Below are 24,705 nucleotides of genomic sequence, written 5' to 3'. Positions count from 1 at the left end.
AAAAACGCCGCCATCCCTCGGGGATGGCGGCGTTTTAGTGGGTGTCGCCTGTCTCAGGCCGGTTTGCCCAAGACCGCGTCGGTGGCCTTGCCACGCCCGCCCAGCCACACCAGCAGCAACCCGGCCGCCGCCAGCAGGCCGCCGGCCATCGGCACCGCCGCGTAGCCCAGATCCAGGCTGATCACCGCGCCGCCCAGGGCCGCGCCCACGGCATTGCCCAGGTTGAACGCGCCGACGTTGATCGACGACGCCAGCCCCGGCGCTTCGGCTGCGGCGATCATCACCCGCATCTGCAGCGGCGGAACCACGGCGAAGGTGAACATCCCCCAGACCAACAGCGCCAGCGCAGCGCCGACAGGGCTGCCCAGCACCAGCGGCATCAGCAACATGATAGCTGCCAGTGCACCGAGGAATATCTTGGCGGCGCCGTCCAGCGACCAGTCAGCCAGCTTGCCGCCCAGGCTGTTGCCCAGGGTAAAGCCGACGCCGATCAGCACCAGGCCGAGGGTGACGAAGCTGGCGGAGGCGCCGGTCAGTTCGGCGAGCACCGGGGCGACATAGGTGTACAGGGTGAACATGGCGCCTGCGCCGAGCACGGTGGTGGCCATGGCCAGCAGCACGTTGGGACGGGCGATCACTGCCAGCTCCTTGCGGACATGGGGCACGTTGCCGCGCTCGCCCTTGGGCAGCGCATACCACAGTGCGGCGATGGCCAGCAGGCCGAGCACCGCGGTGCCGGCAAAGGCCATGCGCCAGCCGACCTGTTGGCCGAGCCAGGTGGCGGCCGGCACGCCGCCGATGTTGGCGATGGTCAGGCCCATGAACATGGTGGCCACGGCGCTGGCCTGCTTGTCCCGGGGCACCACGCTGGCGGCCACCACCGCGCCCAGGCCGAAGAAGGCGCCATGGTTGAGGCTGGTGATCAGGCGCGAGACAAGCAGGGTGTAGTAGTCCGGCGACAGTGCCGACAGCAGGTTGCCGAGGGTGAAGATGCCCATCAGCATCATCAGCGCGGCACGCTTGCCGAAGCGGCTGAACAGCAAGGTCATGATCGGCGCGCCGACCATGACGCCGATGGCATAGGCGGTGATCAGCATGCCCGCGCTGGGAATGCTGGCGCCGACGCCATCGGCGATCACCGGCAGCAGGCCCATGGGGGTGAACTCGGTGGTGCCGATGCCGAAGGCGCCGATGGCCAGGGCGAACAGCACCCGTTTGGGGGAAAGCGTGCTCATTGGGAGCTCCGAAAAAGCGTTTGAAATCAGGGAGGTGGGCCTATATGCCCGAAGGATATCAGTCCCAGGCCGGCGCCAGGCCGTCTGGGCTGACTTCACGGCCGTCACGCTCCAGGGTGGCGATGCGCGCCATGTCGTCGGCGTCCAGGCGCAGGCTCTGGGCGAGCAGGTTGCTGGCCAGGTTCTCGCGCTTGGTTGATGAAGGGATCACCGCGTAGCCCAGTTGCAATGCCCAGGCCAAGGCCACCTGGGCCACGGTAGCCTTGTGCTTGGCGGCGATTTGCGCCAGCAGCGGATCCTTCAGGACCTTGCCATAGGCCAGGGTCATGTAGGAGGTTGTGGCGATGCCTTGTTCCGCGAGGAAGCCGGTGAGCTTACGGTTTTGCAGATACGGGCTGAGCTCGATCTGGTTGGTGGCGATCTCCCCCTGGCCGACCACGGCGATGGCCTGGCGGGTCAGCTCGATATTGAAGTTGGAGATGCCGATCTGGCGGGTCAGGCCCTGGCGCTTGGCCTCGGCCAGGGCCTGCATGTATTCGGGCAGTTCGACGCCGTTGCCGGGCGCCGGCCAGTGGATCAGCAGCAGGTCGACATGCTCGGTGCGCAGTTTGGTCAGGCTCTCGCGCAGGCTGGGGATCAGTTTGTCGGCGGCGTAGTTGTCGACCCAGATCTTGGTGGTGATGAACAGCTCGTCGCGCGGCACGCCGCTTGCGGCGATAGCCTGGCCGACCTCGGCCTCGTTCTTGTAGATCTGCGCGGTGTCGATGGCGCGGTAGCCCAGCTCCAGCGCCGCACTGACCGAGTCGATGACGGCCTGGCCGGTGAGGCGGAATGTGCCAAGGCCAAAGGATGGAATGCTCATGAATGTGCTCCTGTCGAGTGAATGAGTGCAGTGTGCAGGGTTCGGCGGAATTGATTAAGGCCTCGACAAACCAAGGTCCTTTGAGCTGGAGTCATGAATGGAGGGTTGGGTTGTGATCGGTGCGTGACAATAATGGCGCTCACCCGCGGAGGGATACGCTGGATAAGACCGGCCGGGCCGATAATCGCAGTCAGGCCAGCGTTACCGGAGGATGTTGTGATTGAGCAAGTGCGGCTAGGCGTGGCCATGGCTGGATCGACGAAGCTGTGGCCTGCCGTATTTCCAGGAGCAGCCTGATTTGTCAGTCAATGCCCTTTACCAGCAACGGTTCGAGACCGTACTGGCCTATATCGAGGACAACCTCGAAGGTGACCTCTCGGTGGAAACCTTGAGCGCCGTGGCTCATTTTTCGGCGTTTCATTTTCACCGCCAGTTCAGTGCCTATGTGGGCGTCCCGGTTGCCCGTTATGTGCAGCTGATGCGCCTGCGCCGTGCCGCGCATCGGTTGGTCGGGCAGCCCGAACACTCGGTGCTGGACGCGGCGCTGGCGGCGGGCTTCGAAAGTCCGGAAGCGTTCAGCCGGGCGTTTCGACGGGCCTTCGGGCGTGCGCCCAGCGCGTTTCGCCGGCGGCCGGACTGGCAGGTATGGAATACGGTGTTTGCCATTCCTCATTTTTCCAGGAGCATCACCATGCAGGTACGAATCGTCGATTTCGCCGCCGTGCGCCTTGCCGCGCTCGAACATCGGGGGCCGCCGAGCCAGGTCAGCGAAACCGTGCGCCGGTTCATCGACTGGCGCATGAGCAGCGGGCAGTCGCCCGTGGCCAGCAGCCGCAGCTTCGGCATTCCCTACAACAATCCGGACACTACCGCGCCGGAAGACTTCCGCTTTGCCATCTGCGGGGAAATCCATGAGGCCGTGGCGCCGAACGCTCAAGGCGTCTGTGAGTCGAGCCTGCCCGCGGGGCGCTGCGCAGTGGTGCGCCATGTCGGCTCTCCGGACCACATCGGCGAGACGATCTACCCGATCTACCGCGACTGGCTACCCGGCAGTGGCGAGGAGCTGCGCGATCATCCGCTGTTCTTCCACTACCTGAGCATCTATCCGCAGACGCCGCTGGAACAATGGCAGACGGATATCTACGTGCCATTACGCTGAGCGCCAAGGCCGCGCGCAGATGAGCCCGCTTCCGCAGTCCTTGCAGGGGGGGCTTATCTGCGCGGCGGCGCCTTGGTCAGTCGCGGATCTTCGCCGGGTCGGTTTGCAACTGCCACAGCCCGGCATGGGCCGCCAGTTGCGCGTCGAGGTCGTACTGGCTGCCGTTGCGCCGGGCCTTCTCATCGGTCTTGAACAGATCGTCGAGCAGGTTCAGCAGGTTGCGCGAGCGGCTCACCGACTCGGGCGTGCTGACATCGGACTCAAGCTTGCCGCCCTCGTAGGTCAGCACGCGCTTGGTGCTGGTGGCCTCCTGGGTGGCCTTGGCTTCCTTGAGCACATTGTCGACGAACGACAGTTCGGTGGTGCTGCTCGCCGTTTCGCTGAGTGTGTGGTAACGGTAGTTCTTTTCGTCGAACGGATCCGCTTCGGTGAGCTTGGCAGCAGACGACAGGCTCGAATGCCAGGCGGCATCCAGCTTGGCCTCCTGGCGTTGCTGACGGGCGATGGTGGTGCCTTGGCCACTGGTCGAGGTCGATTGCGACACCTGGTAGGCGAAGCGGTCTTCCTCATCCAGGCGTCGCGCGTTCGGGCGGCTGGACGGTTGCACGATCGAGGCCTTGAAGTCGGCCAGGCCGCTGAGCAACGCGCGGCTGTAGGAGTTCACCGCGTCGTTATGGCCCGCCGGGCGCGGGCTGTTGTCGTCGATGCTGTTCAGTTGGCTGAAGGCATCCTTGAGCAGCGAGGTCAGTTGAGCATCGCCCTTGCCGCGCTTCTGCGCCTCGTCGAACTGGGTCAGGTAGTTGTCCAGGGCGGCCTGGCGCTGGGCCTTGCCGCCGAGCAGCGCGCCGCCCTGGGAGTCGAGGTCCAGCTGTACCTGGCCACTCGGGCCATCGAGTTTCAGGCTGCGGGTGGAGCCGTCCAGGCGCAGGTCGAAGGTCTGTTGCCCACCACTGGGCAAGTCCAGCTTGGCATTCATTTGCAGGCCGCTGAACAGGCTCGGATCGAGCTTGACCAGCGAGCCGAGCTGCAGGCTCGGCGGTTGCCGGGTCAAGCCATTGATCGCCGACTGGAAACCGTCGGCCAGGGCAGCCAGGCCCTTGAGCTCGCCGGCGTTGAGCTCGCCGCCCTGGACTTCGGCGTCGACCGCCAGGCCCCGCTCACCGTTGAACAAAGCCAGTTTCACCGTGGCGCCGGAGGCGGTGGTGAGGCTGAGGGTGACGGTATTGCTGGCGAACTCGCGCAGGCGTGTCTGCTGCAGGCTCAGCGGGGTGGTGTCGGTCTCGTTGACCTGCAAGGCCGACTGGGAGACGCGCTGGCCACCGCTGGCCGCCAGCTGCTCCACCAGGGCGCTGCCCAGGCCCTGGAAGCGGGCGGCGGTGGAGGACGACTTGACCGCGCTGAACATGTACATGCTCAGCTTGTCCAGCCCGTCCTGTTCCCAGGTGTAGCTGGGCTGCGCGCTGTCCAGCGTGCCTCGCGAGGTGTAGGTCTCACTGTCGGGAATGCGGGTGTCCTGGCCCAGGATGACCTGGGTGCCTGGGGCGCTGGCGACGCTCGTGGGCTGGCGAACGATCAGGTTCGGCGCGGGAGCGGGTGGAGTTTGGATCGGCGTGAATCGCAGTGCCGAGGTGATTGGGCTCATCTTCGCTTTCCTTGCGGAGTGAAAAGGATATGCCCTGATATCGGCATGCCATCAGCAAACCTGAGTGAATGTTCGGATTTTCCCTCGGCCTATCCGGACTGGTCGTCTTGCCGGCGCAGAAATGAATCGGCCCGCCATAAGGCGGGCCGGGAGTGCTGCAAGCGACGATCAGCGGCGGCGGAACAGCGGCAGCGGTTCGTCGGTGGCGCCCTGGTAGGTCACCGAGAAGTCCTTCAGGCTCTGCAGGGCGTCTTCCGGGTCCTTGTCGGCGCGGATGGCGAACGCGTCGAAACCGCAGCGGGCCATGTAGAACAGCTGGTCACGCAGTACGTCGCCAATGGCGCGCAGCTCGCCCTTGAACTTGTAGCGGTCACGCAGCAGGCGCGCGTTGGAATAGCTGCGCCCGTCGGTGAAGGCCGGGAAGTTCAGGGCGATCACCTGGAAGTGCTCGACGTGCTCGCCGATTTCCTCGGCTTCTTCGTCGCTGTCCAGCCAGATGCCCAGGCCGCCGTCGCGGGCCTTGAGCAGGCTCGGATGGTCGCGCCACAGCTGCAGCGGCACGATGTAGTCGTCGCAGTTGGTCAGTTCGTCGATCGAGACGTCCTTGGGCAGCAGGTGCCAGGTTTCGTCGACGATCTGGTTGTTCTTAATGATTCGCTGCATAGACGCGTTCCTTGAAGGGGTCGATGCCGATCCGCTGGTAGGTGTCGATGAAGCGCTCGTCTTCAGTGCGCCGCTCGACGTACACATTGATCAGCTTCTCGATCACGTCGGCCATGTCGTCCTGGGCGAAGGAGGGGCCGAGGATCTTGCCCAGGCTGGCGTCGCGCGCGGCATTGCCGCCCAGCGAGACCTGGTAGAACTCCTCGCCCTTCTTGTCCACGCCAAGGATGCCGATGTGGCCGACGTGGTGGTGGCCGCAGGCGTTCATGCAGCCGGAGATGTTCAGGTCGAGCTCACCGATGTCGAACAGGTAGTCCAGGTCGTCGAAGCGGCGCTGGATGGACTCGGCGATCGGGATCGACTTGGCGTTGGCCAGCGAGCAGAAATCACCGCCCGGGCAGCAGATGATGTCGGTCAGCAGGCCGATGTTCGGGGTGGCGAAGCCTTGCTCGCGCAGCTCCAGCCACAGCGCGTGCAGCTGACGCTGCTCGACGTCGGCGAGGATGATGTTCTGCTCGTGGGAGGTGCGCAGGTAGCCGAAGCTGTAGCGCTCGGCCAGGTCGGCGACCGCGTCGAGCTGCTTGTCGGTCAGGTCGCCCGGGGCGACGCCGGTGGGCTTGAGCGACAGGGTCACGGCGACATAGCCCGGCTTCTTGTGCGCACGGGTGTTGCGCGAGCGCCAGCGGGCGAAGCCCGGGTGCTCGGCGTCCAGCGCGCTGAAGTCGGTGTTGTCCAGTGCCAGGTATTCAGGGTCGACGAAGTGGCGGGCGACGCGCTGTACTTCGGCCTCGGTCAAGGTGGTGTTGCCGCCACGCAGGTGGACCATCTCGGCCTCGACCTTCTCGGCGAACACTTCCGGGGTGAGGGCCTTGACCAGGATCTTGATCCGCGCCTTGTACTTGTTGTCACGACGACCGTAACGGTTGTACACGCGCAGGATGGCGTCCAGGTAGCTGAGCAGGTCCTGCCAGGGCAGGAACTCGTTGATGAACGCGCCGATCACCGGGGTACGGCCCAGGCCGCCTCCGACCAAGACGCGGAAGCCCAGTTCGCCTGCGGTGTTGCGCACCGGCTCCAGGCCGATGTCGTGCACTTCGATGGCGGCGCGGTCGTCGCTCGAACCGTTGACGGCGATCTTGAACTTGCGTGGCAGGTAGGCGAATTCAGGGTGGAAGGTGGTCCACTGGCGGACGATCTCGCACCACGGGCGCGGGTCGACCAGCTCGTCGGCGGCGACACCGGCGAACTGGTCGGTGGTGACGTTGCGCAGGCAGTTGCCGCTGGTCTGGATCGCGTGCATCTGCACGGTGGCCAGCTCTGCGAGAATTTCAGGGATGTCTTCCAGCGCCGGCCAGTTGTACTGCACGTTCTGGCGCGTGCTGATATGCGCATAGCCCTTGTCGTAGTCGCGGGCGATCTTCGCCAGCATGCGGGTCTGACGTGCGTTCAGCTGGCCATAGGGCACGGCGACTCGCAACATCGGCGCGAAACGTTGGATATACAGGCCGTTCTGCAGGCGCAGAGGGCGGAATTCTTCTTCGCTCAGCTCACCGGCCAGGTAGCGGCGGGTCTGATCACGGAACTGCTTGACGCGGTCCTCGATGATCCGCTGATCGTACTCGTCGTATACGTACATATAAGTCCTGTCTCAGGCTGCATGCAGCTAATCGCGCGCACGGCCGCGCACTCCGGGGCGGAGCGGAGGAACGATAGCAGAGTGGGTTTATGCGCTAAAGTGATGTTTTTGCATATGAAAAGAACCATTTGGACTAAGTGAGACTGACTGGCATTTGTCCGCTGCGGTACATCGCAGGGCTATAATCCGGGGTTTGCTTCGCAGGGAAGTAACAGCATGCTCAAGGCCTTGTGCCAGAGCCTGTGCCTGAGCCTGCCACTGGCAGCGAGCGCGCAGGCCGCTTCGGTGGTATTTATCAACCCGGGCTACTCCGATGAAACGTTCTGGGTCGACTACTCACGTTTCATGCAGGCCGCCGCCAGCGACCTGGGCATGACCTTGCGCGTGCAGTACAGCGAGCGTCGTGCCGACCTTGCGCTGAACCAGGCTCGCGAGGTACTACAAGGGCCGCAGCGCCCGGATTACCTGGTGCTGGTCAACGAGCTGTACGTCGCGCCGGAGATCATCCGCTTGTCGCGGGGCACCGGGGTCAAACTGTTCCTGGTCAACAACGGCCTCACCGACAGCCAGGCACACAGTGTCCAGGCGCAGCCGGACAAATATCCTGAAGTACTCGGCACGTTGGTCAGCAACGACGAGGAGGCGGGCTACCAGATGCTCAAGGCGCTGGTGGCGCAACTGCCTGCCGAAGCCGGGCCGGTCGACCTGCTGGCCTTTGCCGGGGTCAAGACCACGCCGGCTTCGCAGCTGCGCGTGCAGGGCATGCGCCGGGCACTGGCCGAGTTCCCCCGGGTGCGCCTGCGCCAGGTGGTATACGGCGGCTGGAGCCGCGAGCGCGCCTTCGAACAGGCGCAGATGCTGCTCGAGCGCTACCCCGACACCCGCCTGGTGTGGGCGGCCAACGACCAGATGGCGTTCGGTGCCATGCAGGCCTTCGAAGCGTTGGGCAAGGTACCGGGGCGCGACACCCTGTTCAGTGCGGTCAATAGCTCGCCCGAGGCACTGCGCGCGCGAATCGAAGGGCGTTTGAGCGTGCTCATGGGCGGGCACTTCACCCTGGGTGGCTGGGCCATGGTCATGTTGCACGACGACGCACAAGGGCTTGCAGTGGATCGCGACGGCCAGCGTGAGCACAGCGCGCCCGCCCTGCAACTGATCGACCCGGCCAAGGCGCGGCGCTGGCTCAAGCTGCTGGAGCAGGATGACCACGGCATCGACTTCCACCGTTTCAGTGCCGAAGGGCGGCCGGCGGATTTCCGCTACCCGTTTCTGACGTCACCCGTCGAGTATTGAAAGACCCTGCTTGAGCGAAGGGCATTGCTGGACTTAACTGCTGCTTGTGAAGTGCATTCCCATAACCACTACAAGAGGCAATGCAATGGGAAACTCTACCAAGGTCCGCAAAGCTGACAGCAGTGTCGATGCCTGGGCGATCCTGTGTCTGATCGTACTGGTGGTGGTCACCGCGGTGTACTGGGTCAGCCATCAATAGCGGATAACTGCTCAAGACCGTGAGATACACCTGAACCGCCCGCGGAAGGGATATCCGCGGGCGGATTGCGTTTAGCCAAGCAGTATTGCCCGGCGCGACTAGCGCGCCGTCAGGTGCATCGCCAGCTGCACCAGGCCGATCAGCGCGAAGATGAAGATCAGCGTGAACACCGTCCCCATCACGATGAAATGGCTGGCCTTGCCATAGGTGAAGTCGCGGGCGCGGTTCTTGCCGCTTTGCACGCCAAACGCCGCGGCAAGGATGCTTTGCAGCATTTGCCAGAATGTCGGTGGCTTGCCATGTTGGCTGTCGTCCATGAGTGGCTCCTGGGTTCAGAGGCAATCACCGACAGTGTAGGCGACTCAGGCCGATGCGATTGCCGGGCTTGCCTGTTCCTGCTCATCCTGGGCCACCACCCGCTCGCACAGCTCGATAATCTGCTCGCGCATCCAGCGGTTTGCTGGGTCCTGATCGGTGCTTTCGTGCCAGTACAGGTGAGTCTCCAGCGCCGGTACCTCCACCGGCAAGGGCTGGTGGCGCAACTGGTGGCGGCGGGCGAAACGCTCGGGCACGGTCATGACCATGTCGGTCTGCTGCAGTACCTGGGAGGCCATCAGGTAGTGCTGCGAACGCAGGGCGACACGGCGTTGCACGCCCATCTTGCCCAGGGCCAGGTCCACGTAGCCCAGGCCGTTACGGCGGCTGGAGATATGGATGTGGGTCATGGCCAGGTAGTTGTCCAGGCTCAGCTTGCTGTCGGCGTGTGGGTGGCCGGGGCGCATGGCGCAGACATAACGGTCTTGCATGAGCTTGACGTGACGCACCTGAGGGTCGGTGTTCAGCGGCGCGTCGACGGCGAAGTCCAGGCGCCCGGCGGCCAGTTCCTTGGTGGTCTCGCGGCGCTTGCACAGGAAACTCTCGATCACCAGCGCCGGGGCGAGCCGCCGCAGGCGCTGGAACAGCGGCGGCAGGATCACCGCCTCGGTGAGGTCGGTCATGCTGATGCGGAAGGTCTTGCTCGCCTGCAGCGGGGTGAAGATGCGGCTTTCCTGTACCGAGGTGCGCAGCAGCGACAGCGCGTTGCGCACCGGGCCGATGATGTTCTGCGCCATGGGCGTGGGCACCATGCCCTGGGCGGTGCGCACGAACAGCGGGTCGTTGAACGTCTCGCGCAGGCGTGACAGGGCGTTGGACACTGCTGGCTGGGTGATGCCGACGATTTGCCCGGCGCGTGTCAGGTTGGCTTCGGTGTAGATCGCGTCGAAAACGATGAACAGGTTGAGGTCGACCTTGCTGAGGTTCATGGGCGCCGCTCTTTGTTGGAGTTATGGATCGATCATATATTGGTTATGAATGTTTATACACGAAGAAAATAGACTAGGTGGATGAAGGGTGGCTGTTCTAGGCTCAGGTCCATGTTCTTCATTGACGGAAGGTAGCCCCCGATGGATTTCGCCTATTCGCCCAAGGTCCAGGCACTGCGCGAGCGCGTCAGCGCATTCATGGATGCATACGTCTACCCGGCCGAGCCGGTGTTCGAGCGCCAGGTCGCCGAGGGCGACCGCTGGCAGCCTACCGCGATCATGGAGGAGCTCAAGGCCAAGGCCCGCGAGGAAGGGCTGTGGAACCTGTTCCTGCCCGAATCCGAATATGGCGCAGGGCTGAGCAACCTTGAGTACGCGCCGTTGGCCGAGATCATGGGCCGCTCGCTGCTGGGGCCCGAGCCGTTCAACTGCTCGGCGCCGGACACCGGCAACATGGAAGTGCTGGTGCGCTACGGCAGTGAGGCGCAGAAGCGCCAGTGGCTCGAGCCGCTGCTGCGCGGCGAGATCCGCTCGGCGTTCGCCATGACCGAGCCGGACGTGGCCTCTTCGGATGCCACCAACATGGCCGCCACCGCCGTGCGCGACGGTGACGAGTGGGTGATCAACGGCCGCAAGTGGTGGACCTCCGGCGCCTGCGACCCGCGCTGCAAGGTGATGATCTTCATGGGCCTGTCCAACCCCGACGGCCAGCGTCATCAACAGCACTCGATGATCCTGGTGCCCACCGACGCAGCCGGCGTGAAAATCGTCCGCCCACTGCCGGTGTTCGGCTACGACGACGCGCCCCACGGCCATGCCGAAGTGTTGTTCGAGAACGTGCGAGTGCCTTACGAGAACGTGCTCCTCGGCGAGGGCCGTGGCTTCGAGATCGCCCAGGGCCGCCTCGGGCCTGGGCGCATCCACCATTGCATGCGTTCGATCGGCATGGCCGAGCGCGCCCTGGAGCTGATGTGCAAGCGCTCGGTCGAACGCACTGCCTTCGGCCGGCCGCTGGCACGGCTGGGTGGCAACGTCGACAAGATCGCCGACTCGCGGATGGAGATCGACATGGCCCGGCTGCTGACCCTGAAGGCCGCGTACATGATGGACACCGTCGGCAACAAGGTGGCGCGCAGCGAGATCGCCCAGATCAAGGTGGTGGCGCCGAACGTGGCGTTGAAGGTGATCGACCGGGCGATCCAGATCCATGGCGGGGCAGGGGTGAGCGGTGATTTCCCGCTGGCCTACATGTACGCGATGCAGCGCACCCTGCGCCTGGCCGACGGGCCGGATGAGGTGCACCGGGCGGCGATTGGCAAGTATGAGATTGGCAAGTATGTGCCGAAGGAAATGCTCCGTAGCGAGCGCTAGGGTTTGCCGCCTGAGTCGTGGTGGCTGGCATTGACGACAGAAGACCCGCCTAGGCGGGTCTTCTGATCGGCATTCGGCCTGGCAGGATCAAACCCCCGCCGCCAGCTTTGCACCCATCTGCCGACGGCGATACGCACTGTCGCGGCTGGCCAGCCACCAGTACAGCGGCGAGGTGATCGCCAGCCCCACCAGCCACGACAGGTCGGCGCCGTTGATGTGCTCGGACACCGGCCCGACGTACAGCGGCGTGTTCATGAACGGGATCTGCACCACGATACCCACCGCATAGGCGATCAGTGCCTGGGGGTTGTAGCGGCCGTAGATGCCGCCGTCGACCTTGAAGATCGAGTCGATGTCGTAGTCGCCCTTGTGGATGACATAGAAGTCGATCAGGTTGATCGCCGTCCACGGCACCAGCACCACCAACAACACCAGCACCATATCGACGAAGTGGCCGATGAAGTCCGCCGAGGCGAACACCGCCACCACGCAGCAGGCCGCCAGGACGAGCAGCGACAGCACGGCGCGGCTCTTGGCAGTGGGGATCCAGCGGTAGGCGAAGGTCTGCACCAGGGTGATGATCGACAGCACCGCGCCGTACAGGTTGAGGGCGTTGTGGCTGATCACGCTGAGCAGGAACAGCACCAGCATCAGCGGGCCGAGAGTGCCGGTGGCAAGCTTGACCGCGTCCATGGTGTCCATCCCGGCAGGGATCGCCAGCACCGCCACCGCGCCGAAGATGAACGACAGGCTCGAGCCCAGGGCCGAGCCCAGGTAGGTGGTCCAGAAGGTCGCGGAAACCTTCACGTCGGCCGGCAGGTAGCGCGAGTAGTCCGACACGTAGGGCGCGAAGGCGATCTGCCACAGCGCCGCCAGGGACACGGTGGCCAGCCAGCCGGCCAGGTTGAAGCCGCCACGGGTGAGGAAGTCGTCGCTCTGCACATGGCTGAAGATGTAGCCGAAGCCGACCACGATGCCAACACCCAGTACCCAGGTACCGATGCGGTTGAGCACGTGGATGAAGCGGTAGCCGATGATGCCGATGATGCCGGAGCCCAATGCGCCGATGACGATGCCCACGGACACCGGCACCGTCTCGACCACGCCATGCAGCGACTTGCCGGCCAGGACGATATTGGAGGCGAAGAAGCCGATGTACATCACCCCGGCGATCACCACCACCAGCAGGGCGCCGAGCGAACCGAACTGGGCGCGGCTCTGGATCATCTGCGGGATGCCCATCTGCGGGCCCTGCGCTGAATGCAGGGCCATGAGCACGCCGCCGAGCAGATGGCCGACCAGGATGGCGACGACGCCCCACACCAGGTTGAGGTGGAACAACTGCACGCCCAGCGCGCCGGTGACGATGGGCAGCGGCGCGATGTTGCCGCCGAACCACAGTGTGAACAGATCCCTTACCTTTCCATGGCGGTCTTGCGGCGGCACGTAGCCGATCGTGTGTTTCTCGATGAGGGGTGCCGAATTGGCTGCACTGGTCATGACTGACTCCAAGGCAAGGTGGGCATCGGGTGCTGCCCGGGTGCGTGCCGGCAAGGGGCGACGCGTTCTTGTTGGCGCGATGATGCGGCGCGGGCGGGGATCGAGAAATTAGTAAATTTGTGCTCATGGGCCTTAAAAAACCTAAGGCTGGCAAAAGCTTGGGCGGCGGAGGCACAAGCCCGCCGCCATGATGCGCAGGCGTGAACACGCCTGTGGTGCAGCGGCTATGCTGTCTAGTGCGCGGGTTGAGTGGGGGGAGCGCCTCATGGCGACGCTGGAGCGGGCCATCGCGATGGCCATCAAGGCACACGAAGGGCAGTTCGACAAAGGCGGGGCGGCTTACATCCTTCACCCGCTGCGGGTGATGGGGCGGGTGATCACCCCCGAGCAGCGCATCGTCGCGGTGTTGCACGATGTGCTGGAAGACACGCCGCTGACCCTGGCCGACCTCGCCCGTGAAGGCTTCCCGCTGAAAATCCTCGCCGCGCTGCTGGCGCTGAGCCGGCGCGAGGGCGAAAGCTACGAGGCGTTCGTCATTCGCCTGGGTGTGGACCCTTTGGCGCGCCAGGTGAAGCTGGCGGACCTGGCCGACAACAGCGACCTTTCGCGCATCCCCTGCCCAGGCCCGGCAGATGTGGCCCGGCTCTGCCGTTACCAGCAGGCTAGCGCCTACCTGCAGACGCTGGCCTGAAGGCCTTCAGCCGCAGGCCTTGAGGTTGACCGGGCCGACGAAGGCGTTGCCGCGCCCCATCACGCATGCCACTTGCTGGTTGCGCTGCAGTTCCCAGGCCTGCGGCGGGTAGGTCTTGTTCCAGGCCTCGAACAACTGGCGGTCCTGTTTGGACAGGCGCAGGTCGTACTGTTTGCTCATGTAGAAGTAGGTGCGCGCGATCATTCCGCGGATCGACGGGCGTGGCATGACCTTCTTGGCCTTGAAGTCGACCTGGGTCAGGCAACTGCCGTACTGGCCATGCTGCTCGGGCAACCAGCCGAAGCTGAAGTTGCTGCGGTCGCCGTTGACCTCGCCGATGCTCGGCACCAGGTTGTGCAGGTCGGCCTCGGCCCGCTGGTAGACCTTGTCGTTGCGCGAGCAGTTCTTGCGCCCACCATCCTGCCAGCACTGGCGCTGATGGCCGATCTGCCAGGCCGGGACAATGTGCTCCCACTCGATGCGCGAGGCACGGTTGAGGTTCTTGCGCGGCGCATAGCCGCAGGACGCCAGGTCGACCTTGTTGCCCTGGTACTTGCAGCCGCAATAGAACTCGGTGGACTGCGGCGCGTACAGCTTCCAGGCGACCTTCTTGGCTTCCTGGAAGGTGCGCGGGGCGTCGGCGTGGGCGAGGGGTGTAAGCAGCAGCAGGCAGGCAGCGAAAAGCGAAACTCTCATGTGCAATCAGTCTTCCTTCGGCACGGTCCAGAACACCTGCACGCCGCCATCGTCGCGGTGGGCGAGGGTGACGTTGTCGTTCTCGGCGATTTCCTCGAGCAGCGTGGCCCAGTCGTCGGGCGATTCTTGCTCCAGGCGGAAGATCAGGGCGGCGCGGCTGCGCTGGGCGGTGGGGCTGTTGATGATCTTCTGGATGCGCTGACCCAGTAGTTCATAACTGCTTGGCGACGCTGGGGCGGTTTTGGCCACGGGGCTGTTCCTTGTTTTGCTGTATGTGCATACAGTATTTCACTGTAAGTCATTTCGCAACAGCAGGTAGGATGAAAGCCGTATAAGACCGTGGTAGAGGGATTGGTTCCATCGAAGGTATTGCGGGGCCAGCCCGCTCCCACAAAGTCGCCGCAGACCTGTGGGAGCGGGCTGGCCCCGCGATGGGCCGGTATGTTCAACACACCAGCCCGAGGTGCATGCCGATCAGTATTCCCAGAAGATCCGCTGCAGCTCTTTGCTGTCCTGGGTCTTGGTCATCGCCACCATTGCCAGGATCCGCGCCTTCTGCGGGTTCAGGTCATGGGCCACGACCCAGTCGTTCTTGTCGTCAGGCTGTTCGGCATTGCGCAGCACGAAGCCGCCCTGGTTGACGTGGGACGAACGGATGATCTGCACGCCTTCCTTGCGCAGCTCCTGCAGCGCCGGCACCACGCGCGACGACACCGAGCCATTACCGGTACCGGCGTGGATGATCGCCTTCGCGCCACCCTGGGCCAGCGCCTTGTAGGCGGTGTCGGTCACGTTGCCGTAGCCGTAGGCGATATCCACGGCCGGCAGCTTGCTGATGGTCTTGATGTCGAACTCGGAGTTGACCGTGTGGCGCTTGGCCGGCAGGCGGAAGAAGTACGACTTGCCTTCGACCACCATGCCCAGCGGGCCCCACTGGCTCTTGAAGGCTTCGGTCTTGATATTGACCGCCTTGCTCACGTCACGGCCGGACTGGATCTCGTCGTTCATGGTCACCAGCACGCCCTTGCCACGGGCGTCCTTGCTGCTGGCCACGGCCACGGCGTTGTACAGGTTGAGCATGCCGTCGGCGGACATCGCGGTGCCCGGACGCATCGAGCCGACCACGATGATCGGCTTGTCGGTCTTCTCCACCAGGTTGAGGAAGTAGGCGGTTTCTTCCAGGGTGTCGGTGCCGTGGGTGATGACGATGCCATCGACGTCCTTGCTGTCGGCCAGTTCGGCGACGCGCTTGCCCAGCTTGAGCAGGTCGTCGTTGCCGATGCTTTCCGAGGCGACCTGCATCACCTGCTCGCCGCGCACGTTGGCCAGGTCCTTCAGCTCTGGCACGCCGGCGATCAGCTTGTCGATGCCTACCTTGGCGGCCTGGTAGGTGGCGCTGTTGGCGGCGCTGGCGCCAGCGCCGGCGATGGTGCCGCCGGTGGCGAGGATGACCACGTTGGCGAGTTTCTGTTGTTGCGCGGCTTCCTTGGCGGAAACGCCGGTCGGCAGTACCAACAGCAGCGCCAGGGCGCTCGGTGCGAAGGTCTTGATAGCGGATTTCATCATTACTGCTTCTCTCTTCCTGGGTGAGATGTGCGTTATGTCGCACTGGGTAAAGGCAGATTTCGTACCAGCAACTACCGTTCGTCGAATTTCATCTGGAAACCCCTGTTGCGACTGGGGGTACTCGAAGCGACCATGGGGTCAAGCCGATCCGTGGTGTTCGGCTGGCCGAACAAGCGAAGGAAATGTGTTCGGTTTTTCGGACAAATTGCGGATAATCCGACCGGCGTAGCCGTGGCTGCCTACGCAATGGATTTGACAAAAGCGGGGCCTGTTTACATAGTTAGTCACCGCAAACGTTTGCGATCCGATAAAAACCACAAGATTCGGAGTCATTTCCATGAAGCTGCCGTTTTCCGGCCGTCCGCTGGCCCTTGCCGTTCTGTCGTCGCTGATCTTTTCCCTGCCTACCGCCCACGCCGACGAGGCGCCCAAGGTCGCCCTGGTGATGAAATCCCTGGCCAACGAGTTCTTCCGCACCATGGAAGATGGCGCCAAGGATTATCAGAAGACCCACGCCAGCGAATTCCAGCTGGTCGCCAACGGCATCAAGAACGAGACCGACACCGGCGAGCAGATCCGTATCGTCGAGCAGATGGTCAACGCGGGCGCGAAGGCGCTGGTCATTGCCCCGGCCGACTCCAAGGCGCTGGTATCGGCGGTGAAGAAGGCGATGGACAAAGGCGTGATCGTGATCAACATCGATAATCGCCTCGATCCCGAAACCCTCAAGAGCAAGGGCATCAGCGTGCCGTTCGTAGGCCCGGACAACCGCAAGGGCGCGCGGCTGGTCGGCGACTACCTGGCCCAGCAAAAGCTCAAGGCCGGTGACCAGGTCGGCATCATCGAAGGCGTGCCGACCACCACCAATGCCCAGCAGCGCACCGCCGGTTTCAAGGACGCCATGGAAGCCGCGCAGATGAAGATCGTCTCGGTGCAATCCGGCAACTGGGAGATCGACAAGGGCAACGCCGTTGCCGCCTCGATGCTCAACGAGTATCCCGATTTGAAGGCGCTGCTGGCCGGCAACGACAGCATGGCCCTGGGTGCTGTCTCGGCCGTGCGCGCCGCCGGCAAGACCGGCCAGGTGCAGGTGGTCGGCTACGACAACATCAAGGCCATCGAGCCGATGCTCAAGGATGGCCGTGTGCTCGCCACCCTCGACCAGGCGGCCAGCCAGCAGGCGGTGTATGGCATCCAGGCGGCGCTGAAGATGCTCAAGGGCGAGCAGCCCGGCGTGGATGCCGACAATGTCATCCAGACCCCGGTCAAGCTGATTACCAAGTGACAAAGTGATCTCTGTAGGAGCGGCTTCAGCCGCGATGCAGGCACTGCGGTGCCTGGCACCCGCTTCGCGGGTGATCGCGGCTGAAGCCGCTCCTACAGGGGGGTATGTCTATTTAGGAGAATGGCCATGTCAGTACCGGCCAATGAAACCGTGCTAGCCGTCAGCGGCCTGGGCAAGACCTACGCCCAGCCCGTGCTCGGCGATGTCACCCTCGAGCTGCGCGGCGGCGAGGTGCTGGCCCTGACCGGCGAGAACGGCGCGGGCAAGTCGACCCTGTCCAAGCTGATCAGCGGTTTGGAGATCCCCACCACCGGGCAGATGCTCTACCGCGGCCAGCCCTACGCCCCCGGCAGCCGCGCCGAGGCCGAACGCCTCGGCGTGCGCATGGTGATGCAGGAACTCAACCTGCTGCCGACGCTGACCGTGGCCGAGAACCTGTTCCTTGACAACCTGCCCAGCCGCCTCGGCTGGATCAGCCAGAAGCGCCTGCGCCAGCTGGCCACCGCAGCCATGGCTCAGGTCGGCCTGGATGCCATCGACCCGGACACCCCTGTCGGCGAGCTGGGCATCGGCCACCAGCAGATGGTCGAGATCGCCCGCAACCTGATCGGCGACTGCCATGTGCTGATCTTCGACGAACCCACGGCCATGCTCACCGCCCGCGAGGTGGATCTGCTGTTCACCCAGATCGAACGCCTGCGCCAGCGCGGCGTGGCCATCGTGTATATCTCCCACCGCCTCGAAGAGCTGCAGCAAGTGGCCCAGCGTATCGCCGTGCTGCGCGATGGCAAGCTGGTGTGCGCCGAGCCGATCCAGCGCTACAACAGTGAGCAACTGGTCAACCTGATGGTCGGCCGCGAGCTGGGCGAGCATATCGACCTGGGCCAGCGCACGATCGGTGCGCCGCTGCTCAAGGTCGACGGGCTCAGCCGCGGCGACAAGGTACGCGAGGTGTCGTTCGAGGTCAGGGCAGGGGAGATCTTCGGTATCTCCGGCCTGATCGGTGCCGGGCGTACCGAGCTGCTGCGCCTGATCTACGGCGCCGACCGCGCCGACAGCGGCCAGGTCGCCCTCGGCCAGCCGCCAGTGCCGGTGACCATCGACTCGCCCAAGGCCGCGGTCAAGGCTGGCATTGCACTGATTACCGAGGACCGCAAGGGCGAAGGCCTGCTGCTGAGCCAGTCGATCAGTGCCAATATTGCCCTGGGCAACCTCGGCGCGGTGTCCCGTGCCGGCGTGCTCGACGCGGACGCCGAGCGTGAGCTGGCCGAGCGCCAGATCGGCGCCATGCGTATCCGCAGCGCCAGCCCCGCCCAGGCCGTGGGCGAGCTGTCCGGCGGCAACCAACAGAAGGTGGTGATTGGCCGCTGGCTGGAGCGCGATTGCCAGGTACTGCTGTTCGATGAGCCGACCCGCGGCATCGATGTCGGCGCCAAGTTCGACATCTACGGCCTGCTTGCCGAGCTCGCCCGCCAGGGCAAGGCCCTGGTGGTGGTGTCCAGCGACCTGCGCGAACTGATGCTGATCTGCGACCGCATCGCCGTGCTCTCGGCGGGCCGCCTGATCGACACCTTCGACCGTGACCACTGGACCCAGGACCAACTCCTCGCCGCCGCCTTCGCCGGCTACCAGAAACGTGACGCCCTGCTGCACGACGCAGCTCCCAGGATGGATGCATGAAAACCACAACAAACACCTCGGACGCCGCGCCAGTGCGCCGCAGCGGCACCTATTTCGGCCTGGGCACCTACCTGGGGCTGGCCGGGGCCTTGCTGGCGATGATCGTGCTGTTCTCGTTGCTGAGCAGCCATTTCCTGTCCTACGCCACCTTCAGCACCCTGGCCAACCAGATCCCCGACCTGATGGTGCTGGCGGTGGGCATGACCTTCGTGCTGATCATCGGCGGCATCGATCTGTCGGTCGGCTCGGTACTGGCCCTGGCGGCTTCGACCGTCAGCGTGGCGATCCTCGGCTGGGGCTGGAGCGTGCTGCCCGCCGCCTTGCTCGGCATGGCCGTGGCGGCCTTGGCCGGCACCGTCACCGGCAGCATCACCGTGGCCTGGCGCATCCCTTCGTTCATCGTCTCGCTGGGCGTGCTGGAGATGGCCCGTGGCCTGGCCTACCAGTTCACCGATTCGCGCACCGCGTACATCGGCGATGCCTTCGCCTGGTTCTCCAACCCGATCGCCTTCGGTATTTCCCCGGCTTTCATCATCGCCTTGCTGGTGATCGTGCTGGCCCAACTGGTGCTGACCCGTACCGTGTTCGGTCGCTACCTGATCGGTATCGGCACCAACGAAGAGGCTGTGCGCCTGGCCGGCATCGACCCACGCCCCTTCAAGATCCTGGTGTTCGCCCTGATGGGCGTGCTCGCGGGCCCTCGCCGCGCTGTTCCAGATCTCGCGCCTGGAGGCCGCCGACCCCAATGCCGGCTCGGGCATGGAGCTGCAGGTGATCGCCGCCGTGGTGATCGGCGGCACCAGCCTGATGGGTGGGCGCGGCTCGGTCATCAGCACCTTCTTCGGTGTGCTGATCATCTCGGTGCTGGCCGCCGGGCTGGCCCAGATCGGCGCCTCGGAACCGACCAAACGCATCATCACCGGGGCGGTCATCGTCATCGCCGTGGTACTCGACACTTACCGCAGCCGGCGTGCGAGCCGGCGGAACTGAAACCATGGCAACCATCAAAGATGTCGCGGCACTGGCGGGTATTTCCTACACCACCGTGTCTCATGTACTGAACAAGACCCGTCCGGTCAGCGAGCACGTGCGGCTGAAGGTCGAGGCGGCGATCGCCGAACTCGACTACGTGCCCAGCGCCGTGGCCCGTTCGCTGAAGGCGCGCAGCACCGCCACCATCGGCCTGCTGGTGCCCAATAGCGTCAACCCCTACTTTGCCGAGTTGGCCCGGGGTATCGAGGATGCCTGCGAGCGCAACGGCTATTGCGTAATCCTGTGCAACTCCGATGACAACCCGCAGAAACAGCGCAGCTACCTGCGCGTGCTGCTGGAAAAGCGCATCGACGGCCTGATCGTCGCCTCGGTGGGCGAGGATCAGGACCTGCTCGACAGCCTCAGCGGCGTGCGCACGCCGATGGTCATCGTCGACCGGGCCCTGGAAGGCGTCGAGGCCGACCTGGTGCGGATCGACCACGAGCAGGGCGCCTACCTGGCCACCCGCCATCTGCTTGAACTCGGGCACCGCGAGATCGCCACCATCGGCGGGCCGGTGGACACTGGGGTCAGCCAGCTGCGCCTGGCCGGGTTCCGCCGGGCAATGGCCGAGGGCGGCGTGCGCGTTGCCCCGGGCCATGTGCTGCACAGCGATTTCACCAGCCTCGGCGGGCATGCCGCCGCGGCGCGCCTGCTCGATGGCGAGCGGCCCACGGCGATCTTCGCCGGCAACGACATGATCGGTTTCGGCGTGCTGCGTGCCGCCGCCGAACGCAATATCGACGTGCCGGGCGAGCTGTCGGTGATCGGCTTCGACGACATCGAACTGAGCCGCTATGTGTACCCGGCGCTGACCACGGTCGGCCAGTCGATCCGCGAGCTGGGTGAGAGCGCCGCCGGGCTGTTGCTGTCGCGCATCGTCACGCCACGCCGCGACGGCGCCGCCGAACAGCGCATCGTCGCCCCGCGCATCGTGCTGCGCGAATCCACCGGGCCACGCCCGGACCTGTTCAACGATTACCGTTAAGGAATACCCATGGATGCCAAGGTGGTAGTGGTCGGCAGCCTCAACATGGACCTGGTGGCCCGCGCCCAGCGCCTGCCCCGGGGAGGCGAGACCCTGACCGGCGACAGTTTCTTCACCGCGCCTGGCGGCAAGGGCGCCAACCAGGCCGTGGCTGTGGCCCGGCTGGGCGCCAGCGTGGCGATGGTCGGCAACGTCGGCGACGACGCCTATGGTCAGCAACTGCGCCAGGCGCTGCTCACCGAGGGCATCGATTGCCGGGGGGTGAGCGTGTGCCCGGGCGTGTCCAGCGGCGTGGCGCTGATCGTGGTGGATGCCGCCAGCCAGAACGCCATCGTCGTGATCCCCGGCGGCAATGGCCTGCTCAGCCCCGAGTCGGTAAGCCGTTTCGATGCACTGCTGCAGCGCGCCGAAGTGATCATCTGTCAGTTGGAGGTGCCCACGGCCACCGTGGCCTGGACCCTGGCCCGCGGCCGCGAGCTGGGCCGCACGGTGATCCTCAACCCAGCGCCGGCCAGCGGGCCACTGCCAGCGGAGTGGTACGCCTACATCGATTACCTGATCCCCAACGAGAGCGAAGCCGAGGCCCTGGCCGGGGTGCGGGTCAATGATCAGGAAAGTGCCCGCCGCGCGGCCGAGCGGCTACGCCAGTTGGGGGCAGGGAAGGTGATCGTCACCCTTGGCGGCGATGGTGCCTTGCTGGTCGACGCCACCGGCAGCCGGCACTTCCCGGCCCCACGGGTGCAGCCGGTGGATACCACGGCGGCCGGCGATACCTTTGTTGGCGGTTTTGCCGCCGGCCTGGCGCGGGGGTTGTCGGAAGATGAGGCGATCGGCTTCGGCCAGTGCGCCGCCGCATTGTCGGTAACCCGGGTCGGCGCGCAGCCGTCCATTCCCCTGTTGAAGGAGTTGGCGCCATGAAGAAGACGCCACTGCTGAACATCGCCCTGTCGCGGACCATTGCCGGGCTCGGCCATGGCGACATCCTGGTGATCGGCGACGCCGGCCTGCCGGTGCCGCCGGGGGTGGAGCTGATCGACCTGGCGCTGACGCCGGGTATCCCGGATTTTGCCAGCGTGTTGCGCGTGGTACTGAGCGAGATGCAGGTGGAGCGGCATGTGCTGGCTGATGAAGTGTTCCAGGCCCTGCCTCCGGGGTTGGCCGAGGTCGAGCGTTTGCATGCGGGCGGTGAGCTGGGCCAGCGCCAGGTGCTGGGCCATGCCGACTTCAAGACCCTGTGTCGCCAGGCCCGGGCCGTGGTGCGCACGGGGGAGTGCAAGCCCTACAGCAATATTGCCCTGGTGGCTGGCGTGACTTTCTAGACCGAATGCGAGGGCTTGCGCCCTCGATCGCCGGCAAGCCGGCTCCCACAGGTTGGGCGCAACCTCGGGCTGCCCCTGTGAATCCATCCCCCTAGCAACAAGGAGTGCTGAATGTCCCTCAAGAACCTGCTCCAAGGAGCCGTCCTCATGTCCGCGCTGGCCGCGACTTCCCTCATGGCCGCGCCCCGCGACCTGATCATCGATACCGACCCCGGCGCCGACGACGTCGTGGCCCTGCTGCTGGCCATGGCCTCGCCCGAGGAGCTGAAGATCCGTGCCATCACCACCGTGGCCGGCAACGTGCGCCTGGAGAAGACCTCGCGCAACGCCCGCCTGGCCCGTGAGTGGGCTGGCCGCGAAGAGATCCCGGTATACGCCGGGGCAGGGCGGCCGATGGTGCGTACGCCGATCTACGCCGCCAACGTTCACGGCGAGGAAGGCCTGACCGGCGTCCAGGTGCACGAGCCGAAAAAGCCGCTGGCCCAGGGCAACGCGGTGCAGTACCTGATCGACACCCTGAGCGCCGCCGAGCCTCACAGCATCACTGTCGCCATGCTCGGTCCGCAGACCAACCTGGCCCTGGCGCTGATCCAGAAGCCGGAGATCGTCAACGGCATCAAGGAAGTGGTGGTGATGGGCGGTGCCCATTTCAACGGCGGCAACATCACGCCGGCGGCGGAATTCAACCTGTTCGCCGACCCGCACGCCGCCGAGGTGGTGCTGGCCAGTGGCGTGAAGCTCACCTACCTGCCGCTGGACGTCACCCACAAGGTGCTCACCAGCGACGCGCGCCTCAAGCAGCTCGCCGCGGTCAACAACAATGCCAGCAAGCTGGTGGTGGACATCCTTAACGCCTACATCAAGTTCGACATGGACAACTACGGCATGCCAGGCGGCCCGGTGCACGACGCCAGCGTCATCGCCTACCTGCTCAAGCCTGAGCTGTTCAAGGGCCGTCAGGTGCACATGGTGGTCGACAGTCGCGAAGGCCCGACCTTCGGCCAGACCGTCGCCGACTGGTACGGCGTGCTCAAGCAGCCGGCCAATGTGATGTGGATCGAGGAGGGCGATGCCCAGGGCTTCTTCGACCTGCTCAGCGCCCGCCTGGCCCGATTGAAATAGTGTCGTGGTGCGCGTAGCGTTCGAACACCTGGTCGATGAAGCTGCGCGCGGCCTCGCTGCCACGATCGCGTACCAGCAGGTCGATGGCGATCAGCAATAGCTCTTCGGGGGTTCCCGGGCTGTAGGCGCTCTGGCCCTCGTCCCACTTGACCTTGATATCGGCGTCGATGCTGTGGCTGCTCATGGGGCGGTTCTCGCTTGGGCCTGGGTGATAGGTCGAATACCGCGTCCTGGCGTTCGAAGGGGAGGTGTTTCATGCTCCACTTCTTGTAGTAAATCATGCCTTTGCGCAACGGGATCTGCGACTTAGGCATAAGCCTTGCGTTTGGCCGAACCTGCGGTTCGGTGCAAAATTCGGTGACGATTGCGTTTCGCATCCCCTGGCCGAGTCAGGCAGAATCTTGCGGTTTTGCAACAAACCGTTGGTGGAACTGTCGCATAAGGCAGTTCCCGGATCGATTTAGGAGGATTCATGTTCCGTACCCGCGCTTCCCTGGCGACCCTGCTGGTGGCTACCGTCCTGGCAGGTTGCAGCACCGGTGGCTCTTCGGGCGCCAGCGCCCCTGCCGCCCCGGCCGGCAATGACGGCCGCTGCGAAGCCAGTGGCGCCGATTTCACCGTCGGCAAGCCGGCCAGCGCCGAGCTGCTCGAGCAGGCGCGCAAGGCCAGCGGCTCGCAGATGGCACGCATCCTCAAGCCGCACGATGTGATCACCCTGGAATACCGCTCCGAGCGGTTGAACCTGAATGTCGATGACAAGGGTGTGGTGACCCGCGTCAACTGCGGCTGATTGCCCGCACGCGGTCACCTGGCGCGGGCTGGCCCGCGCCTTCCTGTGTTCACGCCACGGTCGCCGGTTCGCGCCGTCCTTCGCTGGCGAACATCCTCTCTCCCAATGCGCGGGCGGTTCGCAGATGCCGTGCCGGATCCTGTCCTTCGCTGTCGTCCAGCAACGTCGAACTCAACACCCGAGCGCCGCAATAATCGAAGATGCCGTGCTCGATCTGCACGCGCATGGCCTCGCCGTAGCCGTGCCGCTCGAAAGTGCCGGCATCGGCCCCGGCAACGCCAATCAGGTGCGCAGTCAAACCGTGCAGGCGCTTTGTGGTACTACCGTCCGCAGCCTGGTAGAAGGCCCAGCCATTGCTGAACACACGCTCGACCCAGCCCTTGAGCAGGGCCGGGAGCGACCACCAGTAGATGGGATAGACCAGCACCACGGTGTCGGCGCGTTCGATGCGCGCCTGCTCGGCCAGCACATCGGCCGGCGGCGGCCCCAGGCGGCGGTGCACGGCGTGGTCGGCCAGGGTGAAACGGGGGTCGAATCCTTCACGGGCCAGGTCGGCGAACTCGCTGGTGTGGCCCGCCGTGCGCAGCCCATCGGCGAGCTGCTCAGCAAGGGTATGAGTGAGGGAGGCGGGGTCGTGGTGACCGATGACGATCAGGGCATGCATGGCAGAAT

The 24,705-nt window shown here is 65.0% G+C and carries 24 protein-coding genes and 1 pseudogene; 12 read left to right on the top strand and 13 right to left on the bottom strand.

Features of this window, described 5'->3' with window-relative positions:
- Nucleotides 1-53 precede the first annotated feature (53 nt).
- Both ACZ9C1_RS08480 and dkgB read right to left on the bottom strand, forming a co-directional pair.
- A complete protein-coding gene (locus ACZ9C1_RS08480) occupies nucleotides 54-1,235 on the bottom strand; it encodes an MFS transporter (protein WP_457377831.1) in 1,182 nt (393 codons plus the stop codon).
- A 58-nt stretch (nucleotides 1,236-1,293) separates the two neighbouring features.
- Complete coding sequence (gene dkgB, locus ACZ9C1_RS08475; RefSeq protein WP_277504810.1) at nucleotides 1,294-2,097, bottom strand: 2,5-didehydrogluconate reductase DkgB; 804 nt, start codon at nucleotides 2,095-2,097, stop codon at nucleotides 1,294-1,296.
- A 298-nt stretch (nucleotides 2,098-2,395) separates the two neighbouring features.
- Between dkgB and ACZ9C1_RS08470 the strand changes: the two genes are divergently transcribed.
- Nucleotides 2,396-3,256: an AraC family transcriptional regulator gene (locus ACZ9C1_RS08470; RefSeq protein WP_457377832.1), complete on the top strand. Its 861-nt coding sequence runs from the start codon at nucleotides 2,396-2,398 to the stop codon at nucleotides 3,254-3,256.
- A 76-nt stretch (nucleotides 3,257-3,332) separates the two neighbouring features.
- On the opposite strand, the gene ACZ9C1_RS08465 is transcribed toward ACZ9C1_RS08470, so the two are convergent.
- The 3 genes from ACZ9C1_RS08465 to ACZ9C1_RS08455 form a co-directional block, all read right to left on the bottom strand.
- On the bottom strand, nucleotides 3,333-4,898 hold the full coding sequence (locus ACZ9C1_RS08465) for a hypothetical protein (protein WP_457377833.1): 1,566 nt from the start codon (nucleotides 4,896-4,898) through the stop codon (nucleotides 3,333-3,335).
- A 168-nt stretch (nucleotides 4,899-5,066) separates the two neighbouring features.
- Entirely contained in the window at nucleotides 5,067-5,561 is a 495-nt protein-coding gene (locus ACZ9C1_RS08460) for a DUF934 domain-containing protein (RefSeq protein WP_023629994.1), read from the bottom strand.
- The gene (locus ACZ9C1_RS08455; protein WP_277504805.1) at nucleotides 5,545-7,197 is read right to left on the bottom strand and encodes a nitrite/sulfite reductase; all 1,653 of its coding nucleotides are present in this window, start codon (nucleotides 7,195-7,197) and stop codon (nucleotides 5,545-5,547) included. The genes ACZ9C1_RS08460 and ACZ9C1_RS08455 overlap by 17 nt, the downstream gene beginning before the upstream one ends.
- A gap of 216 nt (nucleotides 7,198-7,413) precedes the next feature.
- Here ACZ9C1_RS08455 and ACZ9C1_RS08450 point away from each other — a divergent pair, with 216 nt between their 5' ends.
- The gene (locus tag ACZ9C1_RS08450) at nucleotides 7,414-8,490 is read left to right on the top strand and encodes an ABC transporter substrate-binding protein (protein ID WP_277504804.1); all 1,077 of its coding nucleotides are present in this window, start codon (nucleotides 7,414-7,416) and stop codon (nucleotides 8,488-8,490) included.
- Between the two features lie 297 nt (nucleotides 8,491-8,787).
- On the opposite strand, the gene ACZ9C1_RS08445 is transcribed toward ACZ9C1_RS08450, so the two are convergent.
- Together ACZ9C1_RS08445 and ACZ9C1_RS08440 are read right to left on the bottom strand one after the other, a co-directional pair.
- Complete coding sequence (locus ACZ9C1_RS08445; protein WP_277504802.1) at nucleotides 8,788-9,006, bottom strand: DUF2970 domain-containing protein; 219 nt, start codon at nucleotides 9,004-9,006, stop codon at nucleotides 8,788-8,790.
- Nucleotides 9,007-9,051: 45 nt separating this feature from the next.
- A complete protein-coding gene (locus tag ACZ9C1_RS08440; RefSeq protein WP_102682867.1) occupies nucleotides 9,052-9,993 on the bottom strand; it encodes a LysR family transcriptional regulator in 942 nt (313 codons plus the stop codon).
- A gap of 141 nt (nucleotides 9,994-10,134) precedes the next feature.
- Between ACZ9C1_RS08440 and ACZ9C1_RS08435 the strand changes: the two genes are divergently transcribed.
- Nucleotides 10,135-11,364, top strand: coding sequence for an acyl-CoA dehydrogenase (locus ACZ9C1_RS08435; protein ID WP_102682866.1), 1,230 nt, complete (start codon nucleotides 10,135-10,137; stop codon nucleotides 11,362-11,364).
- Nucleotides 11,365-11,451: 87 nt separating this feature from the next.
- On the opposite strand, the gene ACZ9C1_RS08430 is transcribed toward ACZ9C1_RS08435, so the two are convergent.
- Entirely contained in the window at nucleotides 11,452-12,864 is a 1,413-nt protein-coding gene (locus tag ACZ9C1_RS08430; protein ID WP_277504798.1) for a purine-cytosine permease family protein, read from the bottom strand.
- A 265-nt stretch (nucleotides 12,865-13,129) separates the two neighbouring features.
- Here ACZ9C1_RS08430 and ACZ9C1_RS08425 point away from each other — a divergent pair, with 265 nt between their 5' ends.
- Entirely contained in the window at nucleotides 13,130-13,555 is a 426-nt protein-coding gene (locus ACZ9C1_RS08425) for a bifunctional (p)ppGpp synthetase/guanosine-3',5'-bis(diphosphate) 3'-pyrophosphohydrolase (protein ID WP_023631215.1), read from the top strand.
- Nucleotides 13,556-13,561: 6 nt separating this feature from the next.
- Here ACZ9C1_RS08425 and ACZ9C1_RS08420 read toward each other — a convergent pair whose 3' ends face one another.
- The 3 genes from ACZ9C1_RS08420 to ACZ9C1_RS08410 all read right to left on the bottom strand — a co-directional run bounded on the left by ACZ9C1_RS08420 (nucleotide 13,562) and on the right by ACZ9C1_RS08410 (nucleotide 15,814).
- The gene (locus ACZ9C1_RS08420; RefSeq protein WP_046855152.1) at nucleotides 13,562-14,251 is read right to left on the bottom strand and encodes an endonuclease; all 690 of its coding nucleotides are present in this window, start codon (nucleotides 14,249-14,251) and stop codon (nucleotides 13,562-13,564) included.
- 6 nt (nucleotides 14,252-14,257) lie between these two features.
- Nucleotides 14,258-14,500 carry a DUF1654 domain-containing protein gene (locus ACZ9C1_RS08415; RefSeq protein WP_457377835.1) on the bottom strand — a complete coding sequence of 81 codons (243 nt, stop codon included), beginning with the start codon at nucleotides 14,498-14,500 and terminating at the stop codon, nucleotides 14,258-14,260.
- Between the two features lie 225 nt (nucleotides 14,501-14,725).
- Nucleotides 14,726-15,814 carry an asparaginase gene (locus ACZ9C1_RS08410; protein WP_110704619.1) on the bottom strand — a complete coding sequence of 363 codons (1,089 nt, stop codon included), beginning with the start codon at nucleotides 15,812-15,814 and terminating at the stop codon, nucleotides 14,726-14,728.
- A 340-nt stretch (nucleotides 15,815-16,154) separates the two neighbouring features.
- Between ACZ9C1_RS08410 and ACZ9C1_RS08405 the strand changes: the two genes are divergently transcribed.
- From ACZ9C1_RS08405 to ACZ9C1_RS08375, 7 genes and pseudogenes are all read left to right on the top strand, one after another.
- Nucleotides 16,155-17,102 carry a sugar ABC transporter substrate-binding protein gene (locus tag ACZ9C1_RS08405; protein ID WP_139670302.1) on the top strand — a complete coding sequence of 316 codons (948 nt, stop codon included), beginning with the start codon at nucleotides 16,155-16,157 and terminating at the stop codon, nucleotides 17,100-17,102.
- 126 nt (nucleotides 17,103-17,228) lie between these two features.
- The gene (locus ACZ9C1_RS08400; protein ID WP_198755697.1) at nucleotides 17,229-18,782 is read left to right on the top strand and encodes a sugar ABC transporter ATP-binding protein; all 1,554 of its coding nucleotides are present in this window, start codon (nucleotides 17,229-17,231) and stop codon (nucleotides 18,780-18,782) included.
- Nucleotides 18,779-19,772: pseudogene (locus ACZ9C1_RS08395) on the top strand (ABC transporter permease). Before ACZ9C1_RS08400 ends, ACZ9C1_RS08395 begins: the two are co-directional and overlap by 4 nt.
- Nucleotides 19,773-19,776: 4 nt before the next feature.
- A complete protein-coding gene (locus ACZ9C1_RS08390; RefSeq protein ID WP_102682860.1) occupies nucleotides 19,777-20,802 on the top strand; it encodes a LacI family DNA-binding transcriptional regulator in 1,026 nt (341 codons plus the stop codon).
- 9 nt (nucleotides 20,803-20,811) lie between these two features.
- On the top strand, nucleotides 20,812-21,720 hold the full coding sequence (gene rbsK, locus ACZ9C1_RS08385; protein ID WP_102682859.1) for a ribokinase: 909 nt from the start codon (nucleotides 20,812-20,814) through the stop codon (nucleotides 21,718-21,720).
- Nucleotides 21,717-22,121 (top strand): D-ribose pyranase, encoded by a 405-nt coding sequence (rbsD, locus tag ACZ9C1_RS08380; protein ID WP_102682858.1) that lies wholly within the window; start codon nucleotides 21,717-21,719, stop codon nucleotides 22,119-22,121. Before rbsK ends, rbsD begins: the two co-directional genes overlap by 4 nt.
- A gap of 111 nt (nucleotides 22,122-22,232) precedes the next feature.
- A complete protein-coding gene (locus tag ACZ9C1_RS08375; protein WP_102682857.1) occupies nucleotides 22,233-23,243 on the top strand; it encodes a nucleoside hydrolase in 1,011 nt (336 codons plus the stop codon).
- Here ACZ9C1_RS08375 and ACZ9C1_RS08370 read toward each other — a convergent pair.
- Nucleotides 23,215-23,427: a hypothetical protein gene (locus tag ACZ9C1_RS08370; RefSeq protein WP_023632517.1), complete on the bottom strand. Its 213-nt coding sequence runs from the start codon at nucleotides 23,425-23,427 to the stop codon at nucleotides 23,215-23,217. The genes ACZ9C1_RS08375 and ACZ9C1_RS08370 overlap by 29 nt on opposite strands.
- Before the next feature lie 288 nt (nucleotides 23,428-23,715).
- Here ACZ9C1_RS08370 and ACZ9C1_RS08365 point away from each other — a divergent pair, with 288 nt between their 5' ends.
- A complete protein-coding gene (locus ACZ9C1_RS08365) occupies nucleotides 23,716-24,033 on the top strand; it encodes an I78 family peptidase inhibitor (protein ID WP_046855162.1) in 318 nt (105 codons plus the stop codon).
- 49 nt (nucleotides 24,034-24,082) lie between these two features.
- Here ACZ9C1_RS08365 and ACZ9C1_RS08360 read toward each other — a convergent pair whose 3' ends face one another.
- Entirely contained in the window at nucleotides 24,083-24,697 is a 615-nt protein-coding gene (locus ACZ9C1_RS08360) for an NAD(P)H-dependent oxidoreductase (RefSeq protein WP_476253867.1), read from the bottom strand.
- Nucleotides 24,698-24,705: the final 8 nt, after the last annotated feature.

Source organism: Pseudomonas sp. TE21435 (assembly GCF_056279265.1).
Note: the sequence above shows the minus strand (reverse complement) of the source record. Positions and strands in the feature narration are given on the sequence as shown.